This is a genomic window from Sporosarcina pasteurii (genome assembly GCF_041295575.1).
Lineage (GTDB): Bacteria > Bacillota > Bacilli > Bacillales_A > Planococcaceae > Sporosarcina > Sporosarcina pasteurii.
This window is the reverse complement of the sequence record NZ_CP160452.1, coordinates 1438729-1452714: the sequence shown is the minus strand read 5'-3', so window position 1 is coordinate 1452714 and position 13986 is coordinate 1438729. Positions and strand designations below refer to the sequence as shown.

The following is a 13986-nucleotide window of genomic DNA, read 5'->3' as shown; positions in this document are numbered from 1 at the left end:
GGAAGCTAAATTGAAAAAAGCCAAATACTTACTCATTGTACTCACCTTCGCTTTATTAGTTACTGGCTGTGCTGATAAGGCAGTAAAAAATGATGATGTTTTGATAAATGATGAGACGAATAGTACTTCTAAAGAAACTGCACAGAAAAATCAAGGCGGTGAGCAAGGCACAAACGAAGGCCTTTCCCATCAAAATGACGAAGTAACCGTCCCCCTTCGTGATTTCTTTCTAGAAGATGGAACAAAAGCCCAATATAAAGGTGAAGGTAATGAATTTGCAAGCTATACAATAGAGGTTGCGCAACCATACGAAGATTATTTCATCATTTATGAAAACAATGGCGGCGTATTATTAAGAAAGATATATAAAGTGACTGATCATCAAATCTACACGTTAGACGAAGCCGCTGTTGATTCTAAAGACGAATTCCCTTCTATTGAAGAATTAGACGAGATGACACCTATAGGAATTTATTTGCAAAAACCATTCGAACAAGGAGCCACATTCGATCTTTGGACAATTATCAAAACTGATGAAATAGTTGAGACCCCTTTCCGAACTTTTGAAAATGCAATTGTCATTGAAAAGCAAGATGAAAACGCCATTAACCGAAAATATTTTGTCCAAGGTTTTGGTGAAGTGAAACGTGAAGCCATTCAAACTTCTGAAGGTAATTCTTTTACAGTCACTTCCGAGTTAGAATCCGTAGACGGGCATTAACGGCAAAAAGAGGCTATCCGATTAGGACGCCTCTTTTATTTTTGGTTTTAGTTAGATTAGACTAGTTTTACAACGTTTGCAGCTTGTGGGCCACGGTCGCCTTCAACAACTTCGAATTCAACTTGTTGACCTTCGTCAAGTGACTTGAATCCTTCTCCTTCGATAGCTGAGAAGTGTACGAACACGTCGTCTTCGTTTTCAACTTCGATGAAGCCAAAACCTTTTTCTGCGTTAAACCATTTTACTGTACCTTGTTTCATGTTGAAACCCTCCAAATAATAAATACTATAATATGAGAAAGTTCTTAAAAGAAAAATTCACATATTACAAAAAGTATCGTAAACGCCGATCACTTTTTGTAATATGTGAATACGTTGCTTCGATAACTATCTCTTTTATTTGTTAACTTAAGTATATCATTAATAAAACATTTGTCAATTCAAAAAGACAAATTATTCAATTTATTATTTCGGATTTAATTATAGCGGCTAATTAACCCATACAAAATTTTTGTATCATTAAATTTCCTTATGTATATACCACCTTTTTATATATTGGCTATATTATTCTATAGGTTTTCCATCATGCAACAAAAATATACCATGAAAAATTTGTAAATCATCATCGCAGCCTTCGCAAAATTGTTTTTCATCTTCAGACCAAAATGCGTAAAAACATTGTTTTTGCATACGCTCATGTTGATATCGCTTTCTAAATTTCATGATTAGTTCATTTAAACAGCTTTCTGCACCGCTCAGATCATGAAATGATTGGCGAGACAAAACGTTTTCTTCCCAGCCATCAAACAACCACCACGGCTCAAAATCCGCTTTCATATAGATCACTTCATACAAACTAAATCAACTCCTTTTTTCATAAGAAAAAATCTCTAACTTATGCTAATAATTATTCAAGAATATTGTATAATTTTAACAAAGTCCTGTATGAAGTCCACTAAAATGCACTTTGCAAAACAAAAGGAATGTTTGTAGACAGGTTTTCGGGTATAATTAAAGAGGAATATGAAACTTAATCGACTTTAATACGTATTACAGTTATATGATAAAAGGAGGCCTGAACATGACAGAAATCAAGCATTTTTTTATGAGACACTTCATAGCAGTCCCCATTAGTTTCGGGTCATGGATCTATTTACTATTTGGCACTAGTTTAAACTTTTTTGCAGCTACAGGCCTACTCATCGTCATTTATTTCGCTAGTTCATTTACAATAAAGCAAATTCAAATTCAGTCAATGACAAAAAAACTAGGGATGAAACGTTCTGAGTATAATTATATAAAAGGACAACTTCATGAGGCTAGACGAAAATTAAAACGCTTAAACAGTTATTATGGGAAAGTTCGATCTGTGCAAGCCTTTAGGCAATTACACGAAATGAACCTTCTTTCCAGAAAAATTATTAATATCGTTAAAACGAATCCACAAAAATTTTATCAAGTAGAGAACTTTTTCTACGCTCATTTGGATTCGGCAGTCGAATTAACATCAAAATATTCAATCCTTGTTAATCAACCACTAAAAGATAAGGAAATTCAAGTGGCATTGCAAGATACGAGAGAAACTTTAAATGACGTTAGTGAACAGTTAGAGCGTGATTTACGAAATGCGATTTCATCAGATATAGAAACATTAAAAATGGAAATCGATTTTGTAGATGTGACGATGAATAAGAATAAACCTCTTTTAGAAATGAAGGGAGATACAGATCATGACAGAAAGTAAGAATACAGTAAATGAAGTTAAAACATTTGATGATTTACTCGATAATCCTTTCGATATGAATGAACCGCTGTTGCCTAAAGAAATGCAAACAAGAAACGAACAACCCGACACATCCCTCAAGCTCATCGATCGTTTATCAGACGAAGAGCGTCAAAAGGCGGTTCAATTGGCTGACCAAATTCCTGTTGGTAATTATGAAGCAATTATCTCTTACGGTGCTAATGCTCAAGGGGAACTTTCCCGCTTTTCTCATAAAATGCTCGACCACGTCCAAAACCAAGATGTAGGACCTGTTGGTGACATACTAAAAGACTTAATGAGTAAACTCGGAGAGATTAATCCAGAAGATTTAGGCGAAAAGAAACAATCCGCCCTTAGCCGCTTGTTCGGACGTGTTTCAAAATCAATCCAAGAAATGATGACAAAATATCAAAAGTTAAGTACACAAATCGATCGCATCGGTGTCCAACTTGAACATTCAAAAATGGGATTAATGGAAGACGTAAAAATGCTCGATCAATTATACGAGCAGAACAAAACATATTTTCAAGCATTAAATGTTTACATCGCGGCTGGAGAATTAAAACGTGATGAACTTGCGAACGAAATTATTCCCAAAATGCGTAGAGAAGCTGAATTATCTAATGATCAGATGGCTTATCAAGAAGTTAATGATATGGTTCAATTTTTGGATCGACTTGAAAAACGGTTGTATGATCTACAATTGTCACGCCAAATCACCATACAAAGTGCGCCACAAATTCGTATGATTCAACAAACGAACCAAACGCTTGCAGAGAAAATACAATCATCCATAATGACTTCTATCCCCTTATGGAAAAATCAAATTGCGATTGCTTTAACGTTAAACCGACAGAAAAAAGCAGTTGAATCTCAAAAAATGGTTACGAAAACTACCAATGACTTACTTCTGAAAAACTCAGAAATGTTGAAAGTGAATTCTATTGAAACCGCTAAAGAGAACGAACGTGGTATCATTGAAATTGATACACTAAAGAAGACACAAGAAAACCTTATTCAGACGATTGAAGAAACACTCCTTATCCAAGCAGATGGACGTGAAAAACGAAAAGCTGCTGAAATTGAAATTGGGCGTATGGAAGAAGAACTTAAACAAAGGTTACTCGCAGTTCATGAAAAAACTGAAAAGCGATCTACTTAAACAACCTGGACTTTTATTTGAATACTTCTAGCTCGTAGACAAAGGATAAAGTGTCTCTAATGATTTGTCCCATTCAAATAAGTTTAGAAACTGTAAACACGGATTCCCTGTTTACAGTTTTTTATTTGTAAGAATACAACGTAGCTGTAAAGGTAGAAATGCTATAAACATACTTAACAATTCAAAACGAGCGTTGCTACGAATAAATCGTTACAACACTCGTTTTACTATTACAAGTATCCGCTTTAGTTTGTTCGAATCACAATTGCGAGTAGCTTCCGTAAAATCCTTAACGTTTGATCTGAAAATCCTTCCACTGTATGCGAAGATGCCGTTTTATTGCCAAACATCATTGAAAAAATGGCTCTTTGATCTTCGGTTGGTTCTTCCGTAGCTAAAAATAAATGAATGACTGAGATACCTCTTTTTTCTGATTCCATTACGGCTTCCGCTGTATCTACAATACCATTTCGATCGTACCCAAATGCAGAAGGTTCACCATCAGAGAAAACGAGTAAAAATTTATGTTTTTCTGGTCTTCTTGCAAGACGATCAGCCATCCAACGTATCGCAAAACCGTCACGATTATCTTCACTCGCTTCAAATGATAAAATCGGAAGCCCACTATCTGAATTTCGATCTTGAAAAGTATGCATCAAGCCAAATATATTCGGGTGAACTTCTGCCGAGGCTTTGAAAGCATCTTCCGCATACGAGGAAATTTCATGGCTCACTTGTAGTTCTCGTAACACATCATGGAATAACAACACTGCTTTTTTTGTTTCATCCAATTTATCAATCATGGATTCTGAGCCGTCAACGAGTAAGCCGAAAACTGCATCTAACCGAGTAGATGGTGCGCTTTTTCGATAAAATGGTTTTGGGCGCTCATCGATTAATAAAGTCGTTAATTTTGTTGAAAGTCGACCGTGCATGAGCCGTTCCCTTTTAGACTCTTGTTTTAAATCAATTCTTTTTCTTATTTCTTCAACAAACGAACGAACGTATGGCTTTTGCTTCTCACGCCATACTTGCAGTTTTCTTCGATTTTCAATTTCATTTTGGATTTCGACTATCTGTTCTTCATAGACAACATTGAGATGTTCTTTTCCGAACTGATGGCCTGCTTGTTTCATTGTCTCATCACGTTCACCTGTTTGTTCTCGTTCATCGTTAGCTTCTTGCTCGCTTTTATCGCCAACAGATTGACCATATCCCGTTTCTTCAATTTGCGCTTCAGCGTCTCCCTCAGTTCCTTCCCTGCCTATCGCCTTGCTTGAACGGCCGTGTTCTAATTCAAACTGTAAGTGTACGCCTGCTTCTTCTTCATTTTCCTCATGCCATGTTCTAAAGACTTCTTCGATGGACTCTTTCGGATCTTCCTCTCCACTATCTGCGTCTTTCATTCCCTCATGGTATTCAAACGGGGCGATTTCTCTTTCTGTGAAAGCGTCTCCTACTGAATAATATTGATGAAGTAAGTCAGCTTGAATCGAATCTTCAATAACAGTCATAATTCGATTCACTACATGAACATTTTCCTCCGTACTTTTCGTATCATACGTATTTTCTAAAATTGATTTTACTAAATCAAATTGAATCGGTCCCCAATCGATTGATGACTGGGCAAACATGCCTTCGTATAGAACGATGTATAATTCATTTAATAATGCATCGGCAAGATGTCCCATTCGCATGTTTGTTTGAACGCCAGTTCTGTGAAATGTCACATATGCATCTTTTCGAACTTGGAAAGCGTCGACTGTTCCAGGTCTTTCTTTCATAATTTTATCTGATAACCGAAACTCCTCGAGCATTAACAATAGTTCAAATGCTAATCGTTTGAGTGAATGATATTCATAGTTAAGCGTAAAATTTCTCCATGTTTGGATGTTAAAGTGCTTCCAAAATCCAGCTGACAATAAATAAATATCAGAGAGGCGACCAGCATGCATGATTTCACTAGGTCGATGCCGCCAAAATACAGACATCGACAATACACCTTCCTTAGGTCGAAATTCTAATAACTTTCGTTCGGTTAATTCCAAATAATTCGCATCAGCTAATGCCCTTGCTAAACGCTCGTATAATAGTAATGTACTTGTATCAACTGTTTCATCATTAAATTGGATAAATCGGTTCATTTTGACCATAATGTTCGCCTCATTTCACCCAGGTATCGACAAGTTCCATTATTAAGTTTCGCTCGATTTGGTCATCCAATTTTTCGGCAATCGCATAACGTATCGCACGTTTGACAGAAATATGCTCCGCTAGACTAATCGCATCAAGTAAACTACGAATTGAAGCGGCCTCATCGGACAATAGCCCATTCATCACTTGTTTCTTTAAATCATTACCAATATTCATCATCATATCAATCAATTGCTTAGGTGCATCCGGAAATTCAGATTCCATTACTTCTCTTAATTCTTCGCCTGATAAGTATGGTATAGAAAATGAGATAAACCGATTTTTAAGCGCTTCATTCATTGGCGAAGTACCAACATAACCTTCGTTGATTGCAGCTATCACGGTAAAATCTTCATGTGCATAAATCACTTCACCAGTAAATGGATTTGTTAACATACGGCGATGATCCAGGACACTATGTAATATCGGCAATGTTTCGGGTTTTGCCATGTTTATTTCATCAATATATAAAATATGTCCTTTCTTCATCGCTTGGACGACAGGGCCTTCAACAAACTCTATTACGGTCTCTTCATCACTTTGTACGATCGTTTTAAAGCCAAGGAGAGATTCAGCATCTAAATCGACCGAACAGTTAACGCTGTGCATCGGTTGATTGAAAAAGTGTGAAATCGATTGGGCGAGTTTTGTTTTTCCTGCACCAGATGGTCCTTTTAATAAAATAGGCTTCTTTAAGACGACACCAACCAATATATCTCCCCATAAGTATTCATCTGGTGAAATATAGCCGCCTTCTTGAATCAATCGTTGCATATGTGCGTCATGCTCTTTTTGCTGTCTTTTCTGTTGTTCGTTCTTTATAATTGACCGCATTCTTGTCACTCCTATTAAAAAAGCCCGATTATCGCATTACTGCAGATATCAGACTGATTAATTTTTATAAAATTAATGTGTATATGAATAACAGAAGCTGTGGACGCCAGATTTGTTCGCGATTTGGCGCCCTCAGTTTTTACTAGTCATTCAAAATAAGTTTTATAATAACCGCCGACTTTTCCAGTATTATCGATAACGAATATGAATTCTTCCGTTTCGTTTTTTACTTCATACTCTTTTCCGACAGTAAGTGCGTTGTTTACAACGTATTTTTCCGCGTCAGTATGTTTACATACTACTGTTTTAAGTGCGGGTACTTCTGGCCATTTTTTGAAATTCATGATATCACCTCTAATTTAAGAATACAAAATCGGCCCGCATATTGCAACGGGCCGATGTTTAATTATGAGCCAAGTAGTAGGTCTTCTGGATTTTCGATTAGATCTTTTACCATCTTTAAGAATCCTACTGAATCTTTACCGTCGATAACGCGGTGGTCATAAGAGAGTGCCACGTACATCATCGGACGAATTTCGATATTATCGCCCACAGCAACTGGACGTCTTTGAATTGTGTGCATACCTAGAATACCAACTTGCGTACCATTTAAGATTGGTGTTGACATAAGTGAACCGAATACGCCACCGTTTGTAATTGTAAATGAACCGCCTGTCATATCAGCAATTGTTAATTTGTTATCACGTGCTTTAATAGCAAGTTCGCGAATCGAACCTTCAATCTCTGCAAAGTTTTTACGATCCGCATCGACAACGTTCGGTACAACGAGTCCGCCATCTGTAGATACAGCGATTCCGATATCGTAGTAGTTTTTCAGTACGATTTCGTCACCATCGATTTCAGCGTTAACGTATGGATACTTTTTAAGTGCTGCAACAACAGCTTTCGTAAAGAATGACATAAAGCCTAAGCGTACATCATTTTTCTCGAAAAACTCATCTTTTTTACGTGAACGAAGCGCCATTACATTTGTCATATCGATTTCGTTAAATGTTGTTAGCATTGCAGTAGATTGCTTTACTTCTAGCAAACGTTTTGCAATCGTTTGACGACGACGTGTCATTTTTTCGCGTGTCACACGACCATCATCTGCTTGTGGTTCCGGTGCAGCTTGAGCTGGAGTTGCTGGCACTTTCGGCGCAGTTGCATGTGCTTCGACGTCTTGAACTTTCACGCGTCCCATTGGATCTACTGGATTGATAGCTGCTAAGTCAATCCCTTTTTCTCGTGCTAGTTTACGAGCTGCAGGACTTGCAAGTGTACGATCATCCGTTGTTGTAGTTGTAGTTGCAGTTGCTTCTGCTGCGGCCGGAACATTCTCCTTTACAGGTTGTGCTTCCGCTTCAGGTGCAGATGCTGCTGGTGCACCTGAACCTTCACCAACAATTGCAATGACTTGTCCAACTTCTACTGTGTCGCCCTCTTCTGCGAGCAGTTCTTGAACTGTTCCAGCTTCTTCCGAAATAATTTCCACGTTAACTTTATCCGTTTCGAGTTCTACGATAAACTCTCCACGTTCAACAGCTTCACCTGGTTGTTTTAACCAGCGTGAAACTGTTCCTTCTGTAATCGATTCTGCAAGTTCTGGTACGATAATCTCTGCCACAATAATTTCCTCCTTTAAATATACCGTGTTAACGGTTTAAAGCCTCATTGATAATACGCTTTTGTTCAATTGAATGAGATGCGCCGTCTCCTTCTGATGGGCTCGAACGATGTGGACGTCCAACATAGGAAACCTTTTTGTTGCCTGCAATCTCTTGAATATACGGATATGCAAATGACCATGAACCCATGTTTTTCGGTTCTTCTTGTACCCAAACAAGTTCTTTTACTTTTGAATAGCGTGAAACAATCTCTTGAATCTTTTCAGATGGGAATGGATAAAGTTGCTCAACACGAACAATATGAATATCGTCGAATCCTTCACCATCTTTTACTTGTTCAGCTAAATCGATAGCCATTTTACCGCTTGCGAATAAAATCCGTTCAACTTTAGTTTTCTTGGTTCCTGTTCCAGGTTGCTCTAGAACAGTTTGGAAACTACCTTCTGTTAAATCTTCAACATCAGCACCAACCAATGGGTGACGTAACAGTGACTTTGGAGATACGATAACGAGCGGGCGCATTGATGGCTCACCTAGCATTTTCGCTTGACGACGTAAAATGTGGAAATAGTTTGCCGCGCTAGATAGATTTGCAACTGTCCAGTTATTTTCTGCTGACATTTGTAAAAATCTTTCTAGTCTAGCACTTGTATGTTCTGGCCCTTGACCTTCATGTGCATGTGGTAATAACATAACGAGTCCAGATTGTTGCCCCCACTTCGATCGGCTGGCAGATATAAACTGATCGAACATCACCTGTGCCATATTGGCAAAGTCTCCGTACTGGGCTTCCCAAATTGATAAAGCTTTTTGGTTTTCAAGGTTATAGCCATACTCATAACCAACAATCGCTGATTCTGTAAGTGGGCTATTAAAAGCATCAAATGATGCATTTGCACCACTAATATGGTGAAGTGGCAAGTACTCTTCTCCAGTTTTCTCATCATGTAAAACGAGATGACGGTGCGCAAACGTTCCACGTTGAACGTCTTGACCTGTTATACGAATTGGATTTCCATCTTGCAAAATAGAACCGAATGCAAGTGTTTCAGCATGTGCCCAATCTATTTTCCCATTACCTTTAAATGGTTCTTCTCTTCTCTTTAATATACGAACGAGACGGCCAAAAACATTAAAGTCTTCCGGGAAATCAAGTAGTTCTTCGTTCATTGTACGTAGTTTTTCTTCAGCAACACCTGTTTCAAGTTCAGCAGGATATCCAGCTAACACTTCATCCGGGATGACAATTTCTTTACCTTCTTTATCTTTCGCGCTCGGATGATCCCTCACTACGTCATGTGCTTGCTGCATAAGCTTAAATGTATCTTCATCAAGCTTCTCTACTTCTTCAGCAGTTACAACACTTTGGGCAGTTAGTAGATTACCATACATCTCACGCACTGTTGGGTGTTGATGTACTTTATGATACATCATTGGATTTGTAACGAGTGGCTCATCCATTTCGTTATGACCGTAACGACGGTATCCAAGCAAATCTATTACAATATCTTTCCCAAACTTTTGGCGATATTCAAATGCAAATGCTGCTACTGCAATGACTGATTCTGGACAGTCGGCGTTCACATGGATGACAGGTACTTCAAAACCTTTTGCTGGGTCAGAAGAGTAATGTGTTGACCTAGAATCATAGTGTTCAGTTGTAAAACCAATCATATTGTTGGCAATTACATGAATGGAACCACCTGTTTGAAAGCCTCTGACACGGCTATAGTTAAATGTTTCAGGTACTACGCCTTGACCAGGAAATGCTGCATCCCCATGCACAAGAACCGCATACGCAGAGTTTGTATCTTGAATAGCATGACCAACGTTACTTTTGGCTTCCTGTGCAGCACGTGTTTGACCTGTTACAACTGCATTCACTACTTCTAAATGTGATGGATTGTAAGCAAGGAAACGCTTCATACCTGAAGGACTATTATATTGGGAACCATAATGATAGACAACGTCTCCGAACCAACCACGCGTTGTTTCTAATGAACCGTCTGTTGGTAGAAATGGTTGATCGGAAACCCCTGCAAAATGTGCAAAGAACATTTCGTAAGGATTTTTCAAAATATGTGCAAGCACGTTCAGACGGCCACGGTGTGCCATACCGACTAACATTTTCTTCACTTGATTCTCTTCAGAACGACGGACAAGCTCATCTAGTAAGACAACAAGTGTATCAAGCCCTTCAATAGAGAATCGCTTTGCACCGACAAACGTACGGTGTATGTACTTTTCAAATCCTTCAATTTTAGTTAATTTCTCTAAAAGCGCTTTCTTTTCATCAGCCGTTAATTGAGCGGATACTTCTCCGTTTTCAATTTTAGATTGAATCCACTGTCGCTCTTCTTCATCAATTACATGTGCAAATTCATAGGAAATCTTACCAGTATAGAGTGATTTCATATAATTGATTGCTTCGAGACCGTTTTCAATATGTGCAGGTACATGCGTTAAGAATAAACTTGCTGGCATATCTTCTAAGTCTTTTTCGGATAAACCATAATAAGATAATTCAATACGCGTTAAATCTTTTGGACGATCGCCGAGCGGATAAACGTCAGCTGCAAGGTGTCCGTATGTACGGATTGCCTCTTGTAACTTAAAAGCAGCAATCACTTTACCAATATTCGTTGATTGAACTGAACCTTCGATTGCTACATGTTCACCGCTATCTTCAACAGGAGCACCGAAGCGGTTAAACATTTCCGCGAGTTCATCATCAACTAACTCAGGGGAAGACTTAAATAATTCATACATTTCCATTACGTACCCAAGGTTTGGCCCTGTAAACGCATCATAAGGGGATCGAGTACCTAAATTTTTCGACATGTACAATGACCTCCACATTTGCCAAAAGGCATTTTGTGTTTATATTTTTCATTCCTTGTTAATTTTACCATGCAAAGACTAGAACTTAAAGGGTTTAGCACGAACTAATAGACTTTTATATGAAAAAAGGTAATTTTCCGGTATTTTGCGAGTAATTTGACGTTTTTCTAGCGATTTCTTATTTACTTTTTATAAGTCATGATTAATTCGACCATTTCTTCTGGCGTTTTTGGCCCTTCATTATTTTTCATATGAGTCTTTAATTGCTGTTCATCTTTCTTTAATGCCAGCAATTCTGTTGAAAGAGGTCGAACAGCGATTTCTTCTTCTTCAAGGACATACGCCAAACCTAGTGATTTAAAGTACTTGGCATTTAGTATTTGGTCTCCCCTACTTTTGGCAGCCGAAAGAGGAACAAGCAACATCGGTTTCTCAAGCGCTAGTAGTTCGAAAATTGCATTCGAACCAGCTCGTGAAATTGCAAAATCAGATGCGGCTAATAAATGCGGCAACTCCGTCGTGACATATTCAAACTGCTTATAATGTCTGTGTGCATTTAATGAAGTATCTAAATGACCTTTGCCACATAAATGGATGACATCAAAAGTTTCCGTGATAACATCTAATTCATTTCTTAATGCATCATTTAATAGTTTTGATCCTTGACTACCTCCCATGACAATTAGAACTGACTTACTCCCACTAAAACCAACTCGTTTTAAGCCCAGTTCTTTTACGCCGGTAAATAGCTCTGGTCGAATGACTGCACCTGAACAGGTGGATTTATTTTGAGGTAGATACTTTAACGTTTGTTCGAATACCGTAAATACATGTGTTGCAAAAGGAACTGCTAGTTTATTTGCAAGCCCTGGCGTGACATCTGATTCGTGAATAACGACAGGAATTCTAGCTATCTGACCTGCTAATGCGACAGGAACAGACACGAATCCACCTTTTGAAAAGATAAGTTCAGGTTTTAATTTTCGGATGACAGAAAGTGCTTGCAATAAGCCAACACCTACTCGAAACGGGTCTGTAAAATTTTTCACGGAGAAATAACGTCGTAGCTTTCCACTTTGAATCGCATGGTATGTGACATCAGGAAAACGTTTCCCAATTAATTCTTTTTCAATTCCATCATGAGAACCTATATAATGTACTTCATAACCACGTTCTTGAAACACTGGAATAAGCGCTTCGTTGACCGACACATGCCCTGCCGTTCCGCCACCGGTTAATAAAATAATCGGTCTTTTCATGGTTGTTTCACCTCGTCTAATCTAATTTATTATACTTTGAGCATTCATTCCGCTACCTATACTATATAAAAGCGTAACTTATTTCACGTCAAGTTAAATATTTCTGTGCCATTCCCTAGTATACCAAAGAATTCATGTTACACTACTATTCGAGTCATTTAATGAAAGGTGAATTGATAGATGAAAACAACTTTAATTTCAAAAAACAAATCAAAAAATATGATGAGGGTGATTACGCCTATTCTAATTACCCAAATCGCAATGTATATGATTTCTTTCTTTGATATCCTTATGACTGGACGATACGATACATACCATCTTGCAGGCGTTACGATTGGATCGTCATTTTGGGTACCAGTTTATACGGGGCTTGCTGGCATTTTAATGGCCCTCACCCCAATTATTGCACAGCATATTGGAGCTAAAAATCAAAAAGAAGTTCGACCCTCTGTCCAACAAGGACTATACGTGTCTATAGCGCTTTCTGCAATAGTTTTTTTAATCATACAATTTGCTGTTGCCCCTATATTACAAGCGATGCCGCTTGAAGAACCCGTACGAATTGTCGCTTCGAAATATTTATTCGGAATGAGTTTAGGCCTTCTTCCTCTTTTTGGCTATGCGGTTTTACGATCGTTTTTCGATGGGTTAGGTGAAACGCGTGTTTCAATGGCAATTATCCTGTTATCCGCACCGATAAATGTTCTGTTGAACTATTTACTAATTTACGGTCGTTTCGGTTTTCCAGAATTAGGAGGCGCTGGAGCGGGATATGCTTCAGCAATTACCTATTGGCTCGTATTTTTTATTGCTTGCGCAACTGCTTCAAAGTTTGGCCCATTTCTTTCGTTTAATCTATTTAAACAGTGGGGTAAAATATCATTTAAAAAATGGAAAGAGATCTTAGTAATTGGCGTTCCGATAGGAATTTCAATTTTTGTTGAAATAAGCATATTCTCCGTCGTTACATTGCTCATGGCAAATTATTCAACAGCCATTATTTCAGCCCATCAGATTGCCTTAAACTTTACTTCATTGCTTTATATGATTCCGTTAAGCATTTCAATGGGGACGACGATTCTTGTTGGACAAGAAATTGGAGCAGGCCGATATCTCGATGCAAAAAAATACAGCTATTTAAGTATCGGTGTTGCAGTATTATTTAGCTTTATTTCAATTGCTATTTTACTCTTATTTCGCGAACAGATTGCCGGACTTTATACAACTGATTTAGATATTGTAAAACTATCGGTTCATTTCTTTATTTATGCAGCCTTTTTCCAACTCTCCGATGCAATACAAGCACCTGTCCAAGGTGCTTTAAGAGGTTACAAAGATGTCAATATTACTTTTATTATGGCGATTGTCTCTTACTGGGTCATTGGTTTACCAATAGGATTTGCGATGGCGAACTTCACAAACATTGGACCTTACGGCTATTGGATTGGGCTTATCACTGGCTTAACATTTGGTGCCATCACGTTATCTTTCAGACTTCGATATATTCAAAACAAACATATTGTTAGTTAACAGCAGCCTCTCACTTTTAGTTAAGTGAGAGGTTTTATATTCGAACGGCAAAAC

Annotated in this window: 12 protein-coding genes; 4 read left to right on the top strand and 8 right to left on the bottom strand. The window is 38.0% G+C overall.

All coding sequences use genetic code 11. The annotated features are described in order from the left end of the window. Window positions 1–10: 10 nt before the first annotated feature. A complete protein-coding gene (locus tag AB1H92_RS06640) occupies window positions 11–721 on the top strand; it encodes a hypothetical protein (protein ID WP_115361296.1) in 711 nt (236 codons plus the stop codon). Between the two features lie 56 nt (window positions 722–777). On the opposite strand, the gene AB1H92_RS06635 is transcribed toward AB1H92_RS06640, so the two are convergent. Further along, a complete protein-coding gene (locus AB1H92_RS06635) occupies window positions 778–981 on the bottom strand; it encodes a cold-shock protein (RefSeq protein ID WP_075527843.1) in 204 nt (67 codons plus the stop codon). 303 nt (window positions 982–1284) lie between these two features. Continuing rightward, the gene (locus tag AB1H92_RS06630; protein WP_311157234.1) at window positions 1285–1566 is read right to left on the bottom strand and encodes a DUF1033 family protein; all 282 of its coding nucleotides are present in this window, start codon (window positions 1564–1566) and stop codon (window positions 1285–1287) included. Window positions 1567–1801: 235 nt separating this feature from the next. Between AB1H92_RS06630 and AB1H92_RS06625 the strand changes: the two genes are divergently transcribed. Further along, window positions 1802–2464 carry a 5-bromo-4-chloroindolyl phosphate hydrolysis family protein gene (locus AB1H92_RS06625; protein WP_115361300.1) on the top strand — a complete coding sequence of 221 codons (663 nt, stop codon included), beginning with the start codon at window positions 1802–1804 and terminating at the stop codon, window positions 2462–2464. Next, window positions 2451–3647, top strand: a complete 1197-nt coding sequence (locus AB1H92_RS06620) for a toxic anion resistance protein (protein WP_115361302.1) — start codon at window positions 2451–2453, stop codon at window positions 3645–3647. Before AB1H92_RS06625 ends, AB1H92_RS06620 begins: the two co-directional genes overlap by 14 nt. Window positions 3648–3892: 245 nt before the next feature. Here the strand turns inward: AB1H92_RS06620 and AB1H92_RS06615 are convergent, their stop codons facing one another. The 6 genes from AB1H92_RS06615 to AB1H92_RS06590 form a co-directional block, all read right to left on the bottom strand. After that, window positions 3893–5800: a nitric oxide reductase activation protein NorD gene (locus AB1H92_RS06615; protein WP_115361304.1), complete on the bottom strand. Its 1908-nt coding sequence runs from the start codon at window positions 5798–5800 to the stop codon at window positions 3893–3895. Window positions 5801–5810: 10 nt separating this feature from the next. Continuing rightward, on the bottom strand, window positions 5811–6674 hold the full coding sequence (locus AB1H92_RS06610) for an AAA family ATPase (RefSeq protein ID WP_115361305.1): 864 nt from the start codon (window positions 6672–6674) through the stop codon (window positions 5811–5813). A gap of 146 nt (window positions 6675–6820) precedes the next feature. Continuing rightward, window positions 6821–7018 (bottom strand): DUF6501 family protein, encoded by a 198-nt coding sequence (locus AB1H92_RS06605; RefSeq protein WP_115361307.1) that lies wholly within the window; start codon window positions 7016–7018, stop codon window positions 6821–6823. A 62-nt stretch (window positions 7019–7080) separates the two neighbouring features. After that, window positions 7081–8301, bottom strand: coding sequence for a 2-oxoglutarate dehydrogenase complex dihydrolipoyllysine-residue succinyltransferase (odhB, locus tag AB1H92_RS06600; RefSeq protein WP_115361309.1), 1221 nt, complete (start codon window positions 8299–8301; stop codon window positions 7081–7083). A 28-nt stretch (window positions 8302–8329) separates the two neighbouring features. Then, a complete protein-coding gene (locus tag AB1H92_RS06595) occupies window positions 8330–11143 on the bottom strand; it encodes a 2-oxoglutarate dehydrogenase E1 component (RefSeq protein ID WP_115361311.1) in 2814 nt (937 codons plus the stop codon). Between the two features lie 182 nt (window positions 11144–11325). Continuing rightward, window positions 11326–12402, bottom strand: a complete 1077-nt coding sequence (locus AB1H92_RS06590; RefSeq protein WP_115361313.1) for an undecaprenyldiphospho-muramoylpentapeptide beta-N-acetylglucosaminyltransferase — start codon at window positions 12400–12402, stop codon at window positions 11326–11328. 180 nt (window positions 12403–12582) lie between these two features. Here AB1H92_RS06590 and AB1H92_RS06585 point away from each other — a divergent pair, with 180 nt between their 5' ends. Next, complete coding sequence (locus AB1H92_RS06585) at window positions 12583–13932, top strand: MATE family efflux transporter (protein WP_115361315.1); 1350 nt, start codon at window positions 12583–12585, stop codon at window positions 13930–13932. The last annotated feature ends 54 nt before the right edge of the window (window positions 13933–13986 follow it).